The sequence below is a fragment of the Sphingobium sp. YBL2 genome (genome assembly GCF_000943805.1).
Lineage (GTDB): Bacteria > Pseudomonadota > Alphaproteobacteria > Sphingomonadales > Sphingomonadaceae > Sphingobium > Sphingobium fuliginis.
Genome location: NZ_CP010954.1, coordinates 603,385 through 618,491, shown reverse-complemented (window position 1 = coordinate 618,491; position 15,107 = coordinate 603,385). Strand labels below are relative to the sequence as shown.

Genomic DNA, 15,107 nt, shown 5'->3' with positions numbered 1-15,107 from the left:
TGCCTTGCGCCGATTCCCCGCCGCCATCTGCTTCGCAAACGGTCCCCCTCCCCATCTCCCGACGGGGAGGACCCGGGCGAGCCTCACACCCTTTCGAGAAGGCCTTCTTTCTTGATCTTCTCCTGCCACACCAGCGGGGCGAGACGGTGGACATTCTGGCCTTCGCTGTCGACGGCGACGGTGACGGGCATGTCCTGCACATCGAACTCGTAGATCGCCTCCATGCCCAGGTCTTCGAAGCCGACTACTTTGGCCGCCTTGATCGCCCGCGCCACCAGATAGGCCGCGCCGCCGACCGCCATCAGATAGGCGCTCTTATGCTTGGCGATGCTGTCGGTCGCCGCCGGGCCGCGCTCCGCCTTGCCGACGCAGGCCGCGAGGCCCTGTTCCAGCATCATGTCCATGAACTTGTCCATGCGGGTCGCCGTGGTCGGACCGGCCGGGCCCACCACCTCGTCGCGCACCGGATCGACCGGGCCGACATAATAGATGACGCGACCCTTGAAATCGACCGGCAGTTCCTCGCCGCGGCTCAGCATGTCCTGGATGCGCTTGTGCGCCGCGTCGCGCCCGGTCAGCATCTTGCCGTTGAGCAGCAGGCGGTCGCCATGCTTCCAGCTCTGCACCACTTCCGGCGTCAGCGTGTCGAGGTCGACGCGGATCGCCTCCTTGCTCGGCTTCCAGTCGACCTGCGGCCATTCCGAAATCTTCGGCGCCTCCAGATAGGCGGGACCCGAGCCGTCGAGCGTGAAATGCGCATGGCGGGTCGCCGCGCAATTGGGGATCATCGCCACCGGCTTGCCCGCCGCATGGCAGGGATAGTCGTAGATCTTGACGTCCAGCACGGTGGCGAGGCCACCCAGCCCCTGCGCGCCGATGCCGAGCGCGTTGACCTTGTCGAAAATCTCGATGCGCAGCTTCTCGATCTCGTTCTGCGGTCCGCGCGCCTTCAATTCGCCCATGTCGATGGGCTCCATCAGCGATTCCTTGGCCAGCGCCACGGCCTTTTCCGCCGTGCCGCCGATGCCGATGCCCAGCATGCCGGGCGGGCACCAGCCCGCGCCCATCTGCGGCACCATCTCCAGCACCCAGTCGACGATCGAATCGCTGGGGTTCATCATCTTGAACTTGGTCTTGTTCTCCGACCCGCCGCCCTTGGCCGCGACGTCGACGATGACCTTGTCGCCCGGCACCATCTCGACATTCAGCACGCAGGGCGTGTTGTCCTTCGTATTGACGCGCGAAAAGGCGGGGTCCTTCAGGATCGAGGCGCGCAGGCGGTTCTCCGGGTTCAGATAGGCGCGGCGCACGCCTTCATCCACGACCTCCTGCATGGAGCGGCTGTTATCGTCCAGCCGGCAGTCCATGCCCCATTTGATGAAGACGTTGACGATGCCGGTGTCCTGGCAGATCGGGCGATGCCCCTCTGCGCACATGCGGCTGTTGGTCAGGATCTGGGCGATGGCGTCCTTCGCCGCAGGATTGGCCTCCGCTTCATAGGCTTTGCCCAGCGCGCGGATATAATCCATCGGATGATAATAGCTGATGAACTGGAGCGCGTCGGCCACGCTCTCGATCAGATCGGCGGTCTTGATGACGGTCATCTACCCTGGTCCCTAATCTAAGGCCCGCCCCGCACGGCGGGTCCATGCAGGGGAGCGGCTAGTAGGGAATCGCGCGTGAGTCCAGTAGCGGCAGGGAGCCGGCCGCCTGTCCCGGGCGTTTCCCGCCCATGCCCCGCGCGCTCAAGACCTATCGCACCGCCATCGGCTTTCACGACGCCTATGTCGCCGCGCCCAGCCAGAAGGCGGCGCTGGAGGCCTGGGGCGCCGACGCCAATCTCTTCGCCCGCGGCGTGGCGGAGGTCGTGACCGATCCGGCCCTCATGGCCGAGCCGCTCGCCCGTCCAGGCCAGGTCATCAAGCGCCCGCGCGGTTCCATGGCGGAACATCTCGCCGCGCTGCCCGAAGAGAAGCCCGCAAGCCCCAGAAAGGCGAAGGCGCGCGGCGCGGCCAGGCCCAGGCCCCGCCCCGACCGCGCACCGCTGGAGGCGGCGGAGGAGGCATTGGCGGCTCTCGACCGGCAGCAGGAAGCAGAGCGCCGTCAACTGGCCCGCCGCGAAGCCGCCCTTCGGCGCGCGCGTCAGGACCTGGAAAAACGGCATCAAGCCGAAAGGCACCCGCTGGAGAAAGCCCGCGACGCAGCGGCAAAACGCTATGAACGGGCGCTCAGGACGTGGGAAGGCTAGAATATCGCGCAGCAGGATGGCGAGACCAGTGAAAAAAAGGCGCCACCGGAAGCTCCGGCAGCGCCCTTCCCTTCAAAACCGTCCTTTATTGTGCGCGGGGCGCCGCTGCGGCCGCATTGGCGGGCAGGCCGCCAAGCTGCGTCACCAGCTTGGTATAGGCGTCGAGATAGGCGAGCACGATCACCTGCCCGATCTCCGTATTCTGGTAGCCGCCGCCGCCGGCCGCGGCGAAGCCGCCCCACCAGCCGGCGCCGCCGCCGCCGCCGAAGCTCAGGTCCGACTTGCGCGCATAGCCCTCCGTCAGCGCCTCTTCCTCGGTCGTACGGGCGTTGACGATGGAGAGCGTCACATTGGCCTCGCTCTTCTTGACCGAAATGCCGCCTGCCAGCGCGCCGAAGGTCCGGCCGCCCAGGAAGCCGCCGAGCATGCCGCCCAGCGCATTGCCGCCTGAATTCTTGTTGGAGGAGACGATGTCGGGCTGCAGATAATAATCCGCCGCCTTCACCTGGCCCTTGCCCAGATTGGACCCCGCCTGCAATTCGCCGGAGTCCGCCATGGCGCGTTCCATATTGCGGCTGGCCATGGCGCGGCCGCGGTTGACGATGCCGAAGCAGCCCGACTGCTGGATGAACACCTTGAGGATCGCCTCCGGGCTGCCCAGGTTCAGCTCACGCCACCACTGGTTGTCCGGCTCGACGATGGCCACCGTGCCGAGGCGCCGGGTGCAATGAGGAATTTCGGCGGTTTTCTTGGCCTGCTGCTGCCGGGCGGACGAACCCTTGTCGGCGGCCATCGCCGGAGAAGCCGCGACAGCCAGACCGGCTGCGGCAGCGACGAACTTCGCGAACACACGCATTGTCATGCACCCCTGAAAGTTGCTGAAGTCGTTTTGATTTTGTGGCGCCCCGATATTTGCACCATGCTCTAGCACAACCGCGCGGGCGCGCAAGTAATGCGAACGGTTATCACCGCCATAGCCTTAACGGGCCTGGGATGTGCGAGCCTGCTGACAGGCCCTCAAATGGCTGCTATCGGCGCGGGCCATGACCGATCTCTCGCACATCCGCAATTTCTCGATCATCGCCCATATCGACCATGGCAAGTCGACCCTGGCCGACCGCCTGATCCAGCGCACCGGCGGCCTGACCGACCGGGAAATGTCGGCGCAGGTCCTCGACAACATGGATATCGAGAAGGAGCGCGGCATCACCATCAAGGCGCAGACCGTGCGCCTCGACTATGTCGCGAAGAACGGCGAGACCTATGAACTGAACCTGATGGACACGCCGGGCCATGTAGACTTCGCCTATGAGGTGAGCCGCTCGCTCGCCGCCTGCGAGGGCGCGTTGCTGGTGGTGGACGCCGCGCAGGGGGTAGAGGCGCAGACGCTGGCCAACGTCTACCAGTCGATCGAGCATGACCATGAGATCGTGCCGGTCATCAACAAGATCGACCTGCCCGCCGCCGAGCCGGAGAAGGTGAAGGCCGAGATCGAGGAGGTGATCGGCCTCGACGCATCGGAAGCCGTGCTGGCGAGCGCCAAGGCAGGCATCGGCATCGATGACATATTGGAAGCCGTGGTCGCCAAGATCCCCGCGCCCAAGGGCGACCGGGAGGCGCCGCTGGAAGCGATGCTGGTCGATAGCTGGTACGACCCCTATCTGGGCGTCGTCATCCTGGTGCGCGTCGTCAACGGCGTCATCAAGAAGGGCCAGAACATCAAGTTCATGATCGGCGGCACCGAGCATCTGATCGACCGCGTCGGCTGTTTCCGGCCGAAGATCGAGCAACTGGGCGAACTGGGGCCGGGCGAGATCGGCTTCATCACCGCGCAGATCAAGGACATCAGCCAGACCCGCGTCGGCGACACCATCACCACGGTCAAGAATCCGGCGAAGGAACCGCTGCCCGGCTTCAAGGAAGTGCAGCCGGTGGTGTTCTGCGGCCTGTTCCCGGTCGACGCCAATGATTTCGAGAAGCTGCGCGAATCGATTTCCAAGCTGCGGCTGAACGACGCCAGCTTCTCCTTCGAGATGGAGACGTCGGCCGCGCTGGGCTTCGGCTTCCGCTGCGGCTTCCTGGGGCTGCTGCATCTGGAGATCATTCAGGAGCGGCTGAGCCGGGAATATGATCTGGACCTCATCACCACCGCGCCTTCGGTGGTGTACGAGATCCACATGAATGACGGGACGGTCCGGCATCTGCACAACCCCGCCGACATGCCCGACGCCAACCATATCGACTATATCGAGGAGCCGTGGATCGAGGCGGTGATCTACTGCCCCGACGAATATCTGGGGTCGATCCTGAAGCTCTGCCAGGACCGGCGGGGTATCCAGAAGAACCTGACCTATGTCGGCGGGCGCGCGCAGGTGACCTATGAACTGCCGCTCAACGAGGTGGTGTTCGATTTCTACGACCGGCTGAAGTCGATCAGCCGCGGCTATGCCAGCTTCGACTATCATCAGATCGGGGCGCGGGAAGGCGACCTCGTCAAGATGAGCATCCTCGTCAACAATGAGCCGGTGGACGCGCTCAGCATGATCGTTCACCGGGGCACCGCCGAATCACGCGGGCGCGGCATGTGCGAGCGGTTGAAGGACCTGATCCCCCGCCACCTGTTCAAGATTCCGATCCAGGCGGCGATCGGCGGCAAGGTGATTGCGCGCGAAACGATCGCCGCGATGCGCAAGGACGTGACCGCCAAATGCTATGGCGGCGACATCACCCGCAAGAAGAAGCTGCTGGAGAAGCAGAAGGAGGGCAAGAAGCGGATGCGCGAATATGGGTCCGTGCAGATCCCGCAGGAAGCCTTCATTGCCGCGCTGCGCATGGGGGATGAGAACTGAGGCTCCTGCCGGTGCAGGAGTACGCTATTCCCGAACTAAAGGGACTTCATTCCGCCGCCAGATGGTCCCGAAACCAGGCGGTGGTTTCCTCCTCGCTCAGTTCTCCGGCCGCGAGAGCCAGGAAGGCTACTACCAACTCGGCGTCGGTGGCCGTCAGCACATAGCCGTTCAGCGCCAGGAAGGTTTCGCTGACAACTGCGGCGGTGCGCTTGTTGCCGTCGACAAAGGGATGGTTGCGCGCAATGCCATAGGCATAGGCAGCCGCCAGTTCCGCCGCATCGGGTTCATGATAGGCCGCCAGATTCTGCGGGCGGGCCATGGCGCTTTCCAGCAAGCCTGAGTCGCGCACGCCTTCACCGCCGCCATGTTCGGCCAACTGTTCGGCATGCGCCGCAAGCGCCACTTCGGCGCTGATCCAGACCCAATTGCGGGGCATGGTTTATTTCGCAAGCTCGCGCAGTGCGCGTTTGCGGCGCTGCATGACTTCCCGCGCTGCCGCCATCTGAGCGTCGAAATCGGGTTCGGCTGCGCTTAATTCGATGCCGCGCGGCGTGGTGACGACCGACAGGGTCTCGCCGACGCCGACATTGAGATGCGCCAGCACCTCCTTGGGCAGGATGACCCCGGCGGAATTGCCGATCTTCGTGATCTTGAGCGGTGTGTTCATACGGATGTTATAACCATTATCCGGCCGCGGTGCAAGCCCGGCGGCCTTGACGGCGGCGGGGCGTCCATGGTCAATGCTCACGACCAACCGCAGGGGACCGGCATGAGCGAGACATGGCTGTATGACGAGCATCCCGCGATGTTCCGCGCGCATCCCTTCCTGTTCATCCTCCTGCTGATCTCCGTCGTCGGCATCCTCGCCATCGGCGTGTGGTGGGTGTTGCACAAGGGGGAGCGGCTGGCGCTTTCCGACCGGGAAGTGCTGCTGGAACGGGGCCTTCTGGCCAAGCAGCGGACGGAGATCGCGCTTTCCAGCATCCGCAGCGTGCGCATCACCCAGACGTTGGGCCAGCGCATCTTCAACGTCGGCAATGTGGAACTGTTCAGCGCCGGGGACATGGCGGAAATCGCGATCAAGTCCATGCCGCGGCCGGACCGCATCCGGGCGATCGCGGCTTCGCGCAATCTCGACCTGCTGCCCCAGCGGTAGGAGAATGGTGAACAGCCTCTTGACTTGTCCGCATTTATTTCAACGATAGTGCAATAGCGAGAAGGGGTGCTTTGGAGCGCCCACGGCCAGCAGGAAGGACGCCGGAGGAACGCCGGTCCGCAGTGGCGCGGGCAGGTGAGCAAGGGGTCGTCGTGCATGGGCTTGCGTGTGATGCCGTCGCTGCCAGAACTGACCGCGCAGCAGCAGGACGAAGTGCGTCAGGCTTGCGGTTTCGCCTGCGTCCGCTGTGGCGTGACCATCTACCGCTATCTTCGCTTGCCCGAAAGTCATGGGGTGACGCTGCTCTGCCCCACCTGCCATGGGCTGGTGGAGGAAGGGCGCCTGACGCCGATGCAGGTGCAGGGCTTCCATGCCAATCCCGTCGTGCGGCAGCGCCATTTCGCGCGGGACCGCCTGCCCTTCTCGCCGGAATTGCCGACGCTGATCATGGGCGGCTCGCAATTGCTGAGGGACACGCCGATCCCGCTGACGCTGGAGGGGGAGCCGATCCTGATCTTCGCGCCGCCGCGCCGAAGCAATGGCGCGACCCGCATCAGCGTGCGCATGGGTGGCCCCGATGGCGAGCCGGTGCAGGTCGTGAACGGCAATGAGTGGATGCCGACGGACGGTAGCTGGCACTTCCTGCTGCGCGGCGACCGCTACAGCATGATGGCGGCGCGGGGCGAGGGGCTGGCGGTGCTGCGCATCGTGGCGCGCAACCGCATTGCCGTCGAGCATCTGCGCACCACGATCAGGGGGCGGCGGCTGGAAGTGACGCCCGACTGGCTGGAGATCGACGGGAAGCGTTATGTCGGGCGGATCGGCAGCGGGACGCTGATCGGGCTGGAATGTTGATGGGGCGTGGGCGGCGCTGTGGTCTGATCCGTTGGTTATGGGCGCGCCGCTCTTCCATTATTCAGATGTCATCTGACTTTTCTTCCTCAGCCTGCTCATGTTGAGCGCCCCGGCGGCGCGAATCAGCGCCTTGAACGCGTCGGCATCGATTGTCTCGCCTTCCCTTATGTCGATGGCGCAGCGCACATTGCCGTCCAGGCTGGCGTTGAACAGGCCTGCCGGGTCCTCCAGCGAAGCGCCCTTCGCGAAGGTCAGCTTGACCACCGCCTTGTAGCTTTCCCCGGTGCAGAGGATGCCGCCATGCGACCAGACCGGGACGCCCCGCCATTTCCATTCTTCTACCGCCTGCGGATCGGCTTCCCTGATCAGCGCACGGACATGGGCAAGCGTTTCTCCCCGCCAATCGCTGAGTTCCGCGATGCGCCGGTCGATCAGCGCGGAGGGAGAGTCAGTGTCGTTCATCGGGCCGCTCCTCTTGCCCGGCACCCTAAACGGATCGCAACGAAACGGGAATGGCGTAGCGATGGTGCCAGGAGGGGCCTGCCTCCCCGCGCCACCGCTACGCCGCCCTTTGGGGACCACCCGTGGGGCTGGCCGCCCGCGATCAGGGGGATCGCGACCGGCGCCGGATGGGATACGGCTGTGCGGTATGGTTTATTCCATTGCGATCCTCAGCCGCAGCGCGCGGTCGTGATCGCCATCTTCCCGTCATAGCTGACGGTCAACCGGTCCGGGCGGAAATCCATGGTCATCGCCATGCCCGGCGCGCCCCAGCGCAGCGTGTGCGCGCCTGAAAGCCTGAGCAATTCGGCGCCGGTCGCCTCGCTAGCGGTCTGGCCGATGAAGCGGTCCAGCCCCTCGTCGCGGCATGGTCCTTCGGCGGTGGGCGGCGGCGTGGCGGGGCCTTCGCCGTTCGCGCCGGCGCAGGCGGCAAGCAGGGAGAGAAGGGGGAGCATGGCGGTTCGCATCCGTCCTGAACTCCTATTGCGTGCGGGTCATCTTGAGGCGGCCGTTCTTGACCGCGAAGGCAAGGCGGCCCTCGACCAGGTCGACCGCATCGCGGCCGAACTGTTCATAGCGCCAGCCTTCCAGGATCGCGAGGTCTTCCCGCACGCCGGCGGCCAGCGCGTCGATGTCGTCGCTGCGGGCGATGAGGCGCGCGGCGACATTGATGTCGCGCGAACGGATTTTCAGCAGCAGCTTCAGAAGGTCCGCCACCAGCGCGCCATCCTTGCCCAGGCCCGGCCGCTTGGGGTCGCGCTCCGGCATTTCCTCCTTGGCCAGCGGCTTGTGCGCGGCAAGGGCGAGCATCAGCCGATTGCCGATGTCGTTGGTCTTCCAGGTGGCAGACAGGCCGCGCACCTTGCCCAGATCCTCCTGCGTGCGCGGCGGGTGGCTGGCGATGTCGGCCAGCGTCTCGTCCTTGACGATGCGGCCGCGTGGCAGATTCTTGTCCTGCGCCTCCATCTCGCGCCATGCCGCCAGCGCCTTCAGGCGGCCCAGCACATCGGCCTTGCGGCTGGCGATGCGGACGCGTTGCCAGGCCTCGTCGGGCCTGTTCTCATAATTGGAGGGATCGCTGATCCGCTCCATCTCCTGATCCAGCCAGTCGCCACGGCCGGTCCGGCGCAGTTCCTCCAGCATCTTGGGGAAAATCTGGATCAGGTAGGTGACGTCGCCGATCGCATAATCGATCTGCCGCTTGTCGAGCGGCCGGCGCGCCCAGTCGGTGAAGCGCGCGCCCTTGTCGAGCTGCACGCCCAGCCAGGCGTCGACCAGATTGCCGTAGCCGATCTGTTCGCCCAGCCCCAGCGCCATCGCTGCGATCTGCGTGTCGAACATCGGATGGGGGGTCTTGCCGGTCAGGTTGTAGATGATCTCCAGATCCTGACCGCCCGCATGAAAGACCTTCAGCACATCCTCATTGTCGACCATCAGGTCGAGCAGGGGCGAAAGGTCGAGGCCGGGCGCCTTGGGGTCGATGGCCGCCGCCTCATGCTCGTCCGCGACCTGCACCAGGCAGAGATCGGGCCAATAGCTGTTTTCGCGCATGAATTCGGTATCGACCGCGATATAGGGCGATTTGGCGATCCGGGCGCAGAATTGGGCGAGAGTCTTGCTGTCGGTAATCAGCGGATGGATTTGCATATGGTCTTCGATCTTATTATGGGCTGGCCCGTCGCGCACGGGCTCGTCAATGCTTGACAGGACTGCCCATAGCGGCGCTGCAACAATTTGTCATTTCCGTAAAACGAAGCTGAAAGACCAAAAACGCCATGCATGCCTATCGCACCCACACCTGCGGCGCCCTTACGACGGCGGAGGTCGGCAATGAGGTGCGGGTGTCCGGCTGGGTGCATCGCAAGCGGGACCATGGCGACCTGGTGTTCATCGACCTGCGCGACCATTATGGCATGGTGCAGATCGTCACCGAGGTGGATGGGCCGGTGTTCAGGGTGATCGAGTCGCTGCGGGCCGAAAGCGTCGTGACCGTGACGGGCAAGGTCGTCGCCCGGGCGAAGGAAGCGGTGAACCCCAACCTGCCGACCGGCGAGATCGAGATTCGCGCGCTGGACGCGGTGGTGCTGTCCGCCGCCGCCGACCTGCCGCTGCCCGTGGCTGGCGAGCAGGAATATCCGGAAGACATCCGCCTTCGATACCGCTTCCTCGATCTGCGGCGCGAGACGCTGCACGCGAACATCGTCAAGCGCACGCAGATCATCCGGGACATGCGCCGCCGCATGGAGGATGCAGGATTCACCGAATATTCGACGCCGATCCTGACCGCGTCGAGCCCCGAAGGCGCCCGAGACTTTCTGGTGCCGAGCCGCATCCATGCGGGGAAATTCTACGCGCTGCCGCAGGCGCCGCAGCAATATAAGCAGCTCCTGATGGTCGCCGGTTTCGACCGCTATTTCCAGATCGCGCCCTGCTTCCGCGACGAAGACCCCCGCGCCGACCGCCTGCCGGGCGAGTTCTACCAGTTGGACCTGGAGATGAGCTTCGTCACCCAGGAAGACGTCTGGAACACCATGGAGCCGGTGATCGCGCAGGTGTTCGAGGCGTTCGCCGACGGCAGGCCGGTGACGCCAGCGGGCAGCTTTCCGCGCATCCCCCATGCCGAGGCGATGCTGAAATATGGGTCGGACAAGCCCGACCTGCGCAACCCGATCCTGATCAGCGATGTGACCGAGCATTTCCATGGCAGCGGCTTCGGCATCTTTGCTTCGCTGGTGGAGAGCGGCAGCGTGATCCGCGCTATTCCCGCACCGGGCGCTGGCGCGGGCAGCCGCAAATTCTTCGACGACATGAACAATTGGGCGCGCAGCGAAGGCTATTCGGGCCTTGGCTATATCAACATCAAGGACGGCGTGCCCGGCGGTCCCATCGCCAAGAACCATGGCGAGGAACGGACGGCGAAGCTGATCGAGGCGTTGGGCCTTGGCCCCAATGACGGCGTCTTCTTCGCGGCGGGCAAGGAAAGCCAGGCGGCCAAGCTGGCGGGTCTGGCGCGCATCCGCGTGGGCGAGCAGCTCGACCTGATCGACAGGGATCGTTTCGAACTATGCTGGATCGTCGACTTCCCCTTCTACGAATATGACGAGGATGAGAAGAAGATCGATTTCGCGCACAACCCCTTCTCCATGCCGCAGGGGGGATTGGATGCGCTGGAGAATCAGGACCCGCTGAGCCTCAAGGCCTATCAATATGACATGGTCTGCAACGGCTATGAAATCGCCTCGGGATCGATCCGCAACCAGTCGCCGGAACTGATGGTCAAGGCGTTCGAGAAGGTGGGCCTCAGCCAGGCCGATGTGGAGGAGCGCTTCGGCGGCCTCTATCGCGCGTTCCAATATGGCGCGCCGCCCCATGGCGGCATGGCGGCGGGCGTGGACCGCATCGTGATGCTGCTTTGCGGGGCGCAGAACCTGCGCGAGATCACGCTGTTCCCGATGAACCAGCGCGCGGAAGACCTGCTGATGGGGGCGCCCAGCCCGGCGGAGTTCAAGCAGTTGCGCGAACTGCACATCCGCGTCGTGGAGCCGCAGGCGAAGGCCTGATTCCCCCACCTCCGTTCGCCCTGAGCCCCAACGACAGGAGAGGCTTGCACTCCCGCTGAACCTTCGATGTAAGGACGGGCAAGGGGGACAGGCCATGCTCGACGAACAGATGTTGCCGGACAAACCGCCGGCCCTGGCGCGCAGCCTGGGCGTGGCGGGCGTCCTGTTCCTGACCCTGTCCGCGACCACCCCGGCATCCTCCGTCTTCGTCATCATACCCGGCATGTTGCAGGAGGCCGGGACCGGCGCGATCTGGGCGATGATCCTCGCCAGCCTGATCTGCGTCACCACCGCCTTCATCTATGCCGAACTCTCCTCCGCCTGGCCGGTGGCAGGCGGGGAATATGTCGCGGTGGCGCAGACGCTGGGGCCGATGGCCGGTTTCGTCATGCTGGGCGTCAATGTCTTCAACAATGTGCTCTTCCCGCCCGTCGCGGCGCTGGGCATCGCATCGGTCATGGCGACGGTGGCGCCGGGCCTGCCCGCCGTGCCGGTCGCGGTGGCGGTGATGATCGGATCGACGCTGGTCGCGGTCCTCAATATCCGCGTGAATGCGGTCATCACCGGGCTGTTCCTGCTGGTCGAACTGGCAGCCGTGGCCGTGGTGATGGTGCTGGGCTTTGCCGACCATGCGCGGCCGGCGCTGGAATTCCTGACCCATCCGGTGGTGGCAGAGACGGGGCAGGGCTTCGTCCCGGCCAGCGCCGCCTCCATCGGGGTGGCGACGACCATCGCGATCTTCGCGCTCAACGGCTATGGCATGGCGGTCTATTTCGGGGAGGAGATGCGCGAGGCGCCCAGACGGATCGCCGGAACCATCCTCGCCGCCCTCGGCCTCGCGCTGCTGTTCGAAGGCGTGCCCTTGCTCGCGCTGCTGCTGGCGAGGATCGACCTTGCGACCCTGCTGACCGTCGACGATCCCTTTGGCCTGCTGGTGCGGCAGCGGGGGAGCGCCGGCCTTTCGGCGCTGGTGTCGGTCGGCATCGTGCTTGCGATCGTGAACGCGATCATCGCCTGCGTGCTGGCCTGCGCCCGCTTCTTCTATTCGACCGGGCGGGACCGGGCCTGGATTCCGCGCATCGACGACTGGCTGGTGGCGATCCATCCGCGCTTCGATTCGCCCTGGATCGGGACGCTGATCGTCGGCGGGATGGGAACGCTCGCCTGCTTCCTGCCGCTATCGATGCTGCTGGTGCTGAACGGCACCGGGCTGGTGGCGATCTATGGCGGCATCGCGCTGGCCGCCATGGCCGGGCGGCGCAGCGGGGCGAGCGCCCATGCGCCCTATCGCATGCCGCTTTATCCGCTTGCGCCGGTCGTCACCCTGCTCGCGCTGGCCTATGTGGTCTGGACCAGCTGGCTCGATGCCGGAGAGGGGCGGCCCGGCCTGATTGCAACCGCCGCCCAGATTGCGGGTTCGGTGCTTTGGTATAAGCTCGTGCTTTGCCGCCGGGGCCAGTGGAAGGTGCAGACATGACCATCGACCTTGCCGATTATGAGAAGGGCGCGACGTTCAAGGGCGATTATGAGGCGAAGCTGGCCGAATTGCAGGAGCGGCTCGCCAAGATCCAGGTCGCGCACATCATCCACGACCGGCGCAGCGTCATCCTGCTGGAGGGGTGGGATGCGGCGGGCAAGGGCGGCATCATCAAGCGCATGACCGCCGACTGGGACCCGCGCTATTACAAGGTTCATCCCATTTCCGCCCCGACGGAGGAGGAGCGCGACCGCCACTTCCTCTGGCGTTTCTGGACGCGGCTGCCGGCGGGGCGCAACATCGCGATCTTCGACCGGAGCTGGTATGGCCGGGTGCTGGTCGAGCGGGTCGAGGGCTTCTGCTCGAAGGGCGAATGGAAGCGCGCCTATGAAGAGATCAACGCCTTCGAAAGGCAGCAGGTCGACGCCGGGACCAACATCGTCAAGCTGTTCGTCCACATCACGCAAGAGACGCAGGACGAACAGCTCGCCCAGCGGCTCGACACGCCGTGGAAGCGGTGGAAGACCGGCGCGGACGATTATCGCAACCGCGCAAGGCGGGCCGATTATCTGGACGCCATGCACGACATGTTCCGCAAGACCGACACCAAGGTGGCGCCCTGGCATGCCATCGACAATAATCACCGTCGGGCGGGTCGGATCGCGGCGCTCTCCTATGTCGCCAAGCGATTGGAAAAGCTGGTGCCGATGGATTTTCCGGAAGCCGATCCGGAAGTGGTGAAGCTGGCCGCCAAGGCCTACGGCTATAGGGTTCCGTAATAAAATCACTGAAAATCAACATCTTGTAACAAAATTGTCATCAAAATCTAACGGCTCATTTACCATTATGGGCTTAACCGGCCCCTATGTACGCACCCCCAATGCTCGACCGATCCTTGGACCATTCGGCCGGTCCGCTCCTCATGACGCCCAGCCCGGCGATCCGGCTGGGGCGGCCGCTCAGCGAGGCGGTCGATCATTTCCAGCATGACCCGGCGCTGCGGCTGCTGCCGGTACTCGATGCCGCCGACAGGCCGGTGGGAGCGATCTACGAATGCGACATGCGGCGCATCCTGTTCAATCCCTTCGGCCATGCCCTGTTGCGCAATCCCAGCTTCGGTGGGCGGCTGGACGATCATGTCCGGCACTGCGCGACGGTCGAGCGGCGCGCCAGCATCGAGACGCTGATCGACCTCTATGCCGCGCAGGGGCAGGGCTGCGAAGGCCTGATCGTGGTGGACGGGGATCGCTATGCCGGGGTCGCGGGTGGGCAGCTTCTGCTCCGGCTGGCGGCGGAGCGGGACGCGCGGGGGGCGCTGGCGAGGGTCGAGCGGCTGGAACGGGTGACGCGGGAGAGCGCGACGTTCCGGGCCGATGTCCAGGCGTTGACAGGGGACATGGTGGCGATGGCGGACATGCTGTCGCGTCTGGCCGAAGATGCGGCGGAACGGTCCGCGCATAACGGGCATGCGTCGGCCGGCATGGCGGTGGCGGCGGCGCAGACCGCCGACAATCTGGCCGGCATCGCCGTGTCCGGGCGGGAACTGGGGCTGCTGTTCCAGGCGATGGAGGATGAAGTGCGCGAGGCGGGGGCCGCCATTCGCGCCGCCGTCGACCAGACGCAATCGGGTGCGGCGCAGACAAGGATGCTGAGCGCGCAGGCCGACGGGATCGGGGAAGTGACCGCGCTGATCGACGCGATTGCGCGGGCGACGACGACGCTGGCGCTCAACGCCGGGATAGAGGCGGCGCGGGCCGGGGACGCCGGGCGGGGCTTTGCCGTGGTTGCGCGGGAGGTCAAGACGCTGGCGGGCCAGACACGCGATGCGGCGGCGGAGATTGCGCGGCGGATCGACCATATCCGCGCGACCGTCGGCCATGTCGCGCAGGGCCATGCGCATATGGATGCGGCGATCGCGACGGCGGATCGGCTTTCGGCCTCCGTCTTTACGGCGGTGGCGCGGCATGGCGCATTCAGCCGGGCGATTGCGGACAGCGTGGCGGAGGCGGGCGAGGCGAGCGGGCATGTCCGCGCCAGCGCCAGTCAGATCAGCGTCAATGCAGGCGATGCGGTGGCGGATGCGCAGGCGATGCGAGACGCGGCGAGCCGCCTGTCGGAAGAGGCGCATCGGCTGGATGACCGCGCCAGCGCCTTCATCCGCGCAATTCAGGCCGCCTGAAGGGAAAAGGGCTGGCTTCGGGCGGAATTCGGGTTAGGCTCTCCTTCCAGAAAGAAGGAGAGGATGCATGCTCGTCATGTTCGTGGGCGCCGACCGGACCGAAACCGCCGTCAATGCCGCGCAGGTCACCTTCGTGTCATCGGTGACGGACGGCACCCGCATCCGCTTCGGAGAGGGACGCAGCGTCACCGTGATCGAGCCGATCGCCGAGGTGATGGAGCGGCTCAACGTGATATTGCGGCGGGACGATTAGCGGGCTGCTCCGGCGGTTTGTCTTGGCAT

16 protein-coding genes are annotated in these 15,107 nt (G+C 65.3%); 9 read left to right on the top strand and 7 right to left on the bottom strand.

The window, feature by feature from the left end; all coding sequences use genetic code 11:
- Positions 1-83: 83 nt before the first annotated feature.
- Positions 84-1,604, bottom strand: a complete 1,521-nt coding sequence (locus tag TZ53_RS03000) for a fumarate hydratase (protein WP_044660370.1) — start codon at positions 1,602-1,604, stop codon at positions 84-86.
- A 128-nt stretch (positions 1,605-1,732) separates the two neighbouring features.
- On the opposite strand from TZ53_RS03000, the gene TZ53_RS02995 reads away from it, so the two are divergent.
- Positions 1,733-2,248 carry a hypothetical protein gene (locus TZ53_RS02995; protein ID WP_044660369.1) on the top strand — a complete coding sequence of 172 codons (516 nt, stop codon included), beginning with the start codon at positions 1,733-1,735 and terminating at the stop codon, positions 2,246-2,248.
- An 85-nt stretch (positions 2,249-2,333) separates the two neighbouring features.
- On the opposite strand, the gene TZ53_RS02990 is transcribed toward TZ53_RS02995, so the two are convergent.
- Complete coding sequence (locus TZ53_RS02990) at positions 2,334-3,104, bottom strand: CsgG/HfaB family protein (protein ID WP_025547481.1); 771 nt, start codon at positions 3,102-3,104, stop codon at positions 2,334-2,336.
- 187 nt (positions 3,105-3,291) lie between these two features.
- Here TZ53_RS02990 and lepA point away from each other — a divergent pair, with 187 nt between their 5' ends.
- The gene (gene lepA, locus TZ53_RS02985; RefSeq protein WP_025547480.1) at positions 3,292-5,097 is read left to right on the top strand and encodes a translation elongation factor 4; all 1,806 of its coding nucleotides are present in this window, start codon (positions 3,292-3,294) and stop codon (positions 5,095-5,097) included.
- Positions 5,098-5,143: 46 nt separating this feature from the next.
- Here lepA and TZ53_RS02980 read toward each other — a convergent pair whose 3' ends face one another.
- Positions 5,144-5,533 carry a type II toxin-antitoxin system death-on-curing family toxin gene (locus TZ53_RS02980; RefSeq protein WP_044660368.1) on the bottom strand — a complete coding sequence of 130 codons (390 nt, stop codon included), beginning with the start codon at positions 5,531-5,533 and terminating at the stop codon, positions 5,144-5,146.
- A gap of 3 nt (positions 5,534-5,536) precedes the next feature.
- Entirely contained in the window at positions 5,537-5,764 is a 228-nt protein-coding gene (locus TZ53_RS02975; protein ID WP_025547477.1) for an AbrB/MazE/SpoVT family DNA-binding domain-containing protein, read from the bottom strand.
- Between the two features lie 102 nt (positions 5,765-5,866).
- On the opposite strand from TZ53_RS02975, the gene TZ53_RS02970 reads away from it, so the two are divergent.
- Positions 5,867-6,253 carry a PH domain-containing protein gene (locus TZ53_RS02970; protein ID WP_044660367.1) on the top strand — a complete coding sequence of 129 codons (387 nt, stop codon included), beginning with the start codon at positions 5,867-5,869 and terminating at the stop codon, positions 6,251-6,253.
- 171 nt (positions 6,254-6,424) lie between these two features.
- A complete protein-coding gene (locus tag TZ53_RS02965; protein ID WP_025547473.1) occupies positions 6,425-7,108 on the top strand; it encodes a hypothetical protein in 684 nt (227 codons plus the stop codon).
- 57 nt (positions 7,109-7,165) lie between these two features.
- Here TZ53_RS02965 and TZ53_RS02960 read toward each other — a convergent pair whose 3' ends face one another.
- The 3 genes from TZ53_RS02960 to rnd form a co-directional block, all read right to left on the bottom strand.
- The gene (locus TZ53_RS02960) at positions 7,166-7,570 is read right to left on the bottom strand and encodes a DUF1801 domain-containing protein (protein WP_044660366.1); all 405 of its coding nucleotides are present in this window, start codon (positions 7,568-7,570) and stop codon (positions 7,166-7,168) included.
- Positions 7,571-7,779: 209 nt separating this feature from the next.
- Positions 7,780-8,076 (bottom strand): I78 family peptidase inhibitor, encoded by a 297-nt coding sequence (locus tag TZ53_RS02955; protein ID WP_083198933.1) that lies wholly within the window; start codon positions 8,074-8,076, stop codon positions 7,780-7,782.
- A 13-nt stretch (positions 8,077-8,089) separates the two neighbouring features.
- A complete protein-coding gene (gene rnd, locus TZ53_RS02950; RefSeq protein WP_025547468.1) occupies positions 8,090-9,256 on the bottom strand; it encodes a ribonuclease D in 1,167 nt (388 codons plus the stop codon).
- A 128-nt stretch (positions 9,257-9,384) separates the two neighbouring features.
- On the opposite strand from rnd, the gene aspS reads away from it, so the two are divergent.
- The 5 genes from aspS (at position 9,385) to TZ53_RS02925 (ending at position 15,078) form a co-directional block, all read left to right on the top strand.
- Positions 9,385-11,169 carry an aspartate--tRNA ligase gene (gene aspS / locus TZ53_RS02945; RefSeq protein WP_044660365.1) on the top strand — a complete coding sequence of 595 codons (1,785 nt, stop codon included), beginning with the start codon at positions 9,385-9,387 and terminating at the stop codon, positions 11,167-11,169.
- Positions 11,170-11,263: 94 nt separating this feature from the next.
- Positions 11,264-12,646, top strand: a complete 1,383-nt coding sequence (locus TZ53_RS02940; protein ID WP_084694310.1) for an APC family permease — start codon at positions 11,264-11,266, stop codon at positions 12,644-12,646.
- Positions 12,643-13,425 (top strand): polyphosphate kinase 2 family protein, encoded by a 783-nt coding sequence (locus TZ53_RS02935; RefSeq protein ID WP_025547463.1) that lies wholly within the window; start codon positions 12,643-12,645, stop codon positions 13,423-13,425. Before TZ53_RS02940 ends, TZ53_RS02935 begins: the two co-directional genes overlap by 4 nt.
- Before the next feature lie 143 nt (positions 13,426-13,568).
- Positions 13,569-14,825: a methyl-accepting chemotaxis protein gene (locus tag TZ53_RS02930; protein ID WP_238320110.1), complete on the top strand. Its 1,257-nt coding sequence runs from the start codon at positions 13,569-13,571 to the stop codon at positions 14,823-14,825.
- 67 nt (positions 14,826-14,892) lie between these two features.
- On the top strand, positions 14,893-15,078 hold the full coding sequence (locus tag TZ53_RS02925) for a hypothetical protein (protein WP_025547459.1): 186 nt from the start codon (positions 14,893-14,895) through the stop codon (positions 15,076-15,078).
- The last annotated feature ends 29 nt before the right edge of the window (positions 15,079-15,107 follow it).

Excerpts from the sequence above, each read along its gene's own strand:
- TZ53_RS03000 (WP_044660370.1), bottom strand. The coding sequence starts at position 1,604 with ATGACCGTCATCAAGACCGCCGATCTGATCGAGAGCGTGGCCGACGCG.
- TZ53_RS02995 (WP_044660369.1), top strand. The coding sequence starts at position 1,733 with ATGCCCCGCGCGCTCAAGACCTATCGCACCGCCATCGGCTTTCACGAC.
- TZ53_RS02990 (WP_025547481.1), bottom strand. The coding sequence starts at position 3,104 with ATGCGTGTGTTCGCGAAGTTCGTCGCTGCCGCAGCCGGTCTGGCTGTC.
- lepA (WP_025547480.1), top strand. The coding sequence starts at position 3,292 with ATGACCGATCTCTCGCACATCCGCAATTTCTCGATCATCGCCCATATC.
- TZ53_RS02980 (WP_044660368.1), bottom strand. The coding sequence starts at position 5,533 with ATGCCCCGCAATTGGGTCTGGATCAGCGCCGAAGTGGCGCTTGCGGCG.
- TZ53_RS02975 (WP_025547477.1), bottom strand. The coding sequence starts at position 5,764 with ATGAACACACCGCTCAAGATCACGAAGATCGGCAATTCCGCCGGGGTC.
- TZ53_RS02970 (WP_044660367.1), top strand. The coding sequence starts at position 5,867 with ATGAGCGAGACATGGCTGTATGACGAGCATCCCGCGATGTTCCGCGCG.
- TZ53_RS02965 (WP_025547473.1), top strand. The coding sequence starts at position 6,425 with ATGCCGTCGCTGCCAGAACTGACCGCGCAGCAGCAGGACGAAGTGCGT.
- TZ53_RS02960 (WP_044660366.1), bottom strand. The coding sequence starts at position 7,570 with ATGAACGACACTGACTCTCCCTCCGCGCTGATCGACCGGCGCATCGCG.
- TZ53_RS02955 (WP_083198933.1), bottom strand. The coding sequence starts at position 8,076 with ATGCGAACCGCCATGCTCCCCCTTCTCTCCCTGCTTGCCGCCTGCGCC.
- rnd (WP_025547468.1), bottom strand. The coding sequence starts at position 9,256 with ATGCAAATCCATCCGCTGATTACCGACAGCAAGACTCTCGCCCAATTC.
- aspS (WP_044660365.1), top strand. The coding sequence starts at position 9,385 with ATGCATGCCTATCGCACCCACACCTGCGGCGCCCTTACGACGGCGGAG.
- TZ53_RS02940 (WP_084694310.1), top strand. The coding sequence starts at position 11,264 with ATGCTCGACGAACAGATGTTGCCGGACAAACCGCCGGCCCTGGCGCGC.
- TZ53_RS02935 (WP_025547463.1), top strand. The coding sequence starts at position 12,643 with ATGACCATCGACCTTGCCGATTATGAGAAGGGCGCGACGTTCAAGGGC.
- TZ53_RS02930 (WP_238320110.1), top strand. The coding sequence starts at position 13,569 with ATGACGCCCAGCCCGGCGATCCGGCTGGGGCGGCCGCTCAGCGAGGCG.
- TZ53_RS02925 (WP_025547459.1), top strand. The coding sequence starts at position 14,893 with ATGCTCGTCATGTTCGTGGGCGCCGACCGGACCGAAACCGCCGTCAAT.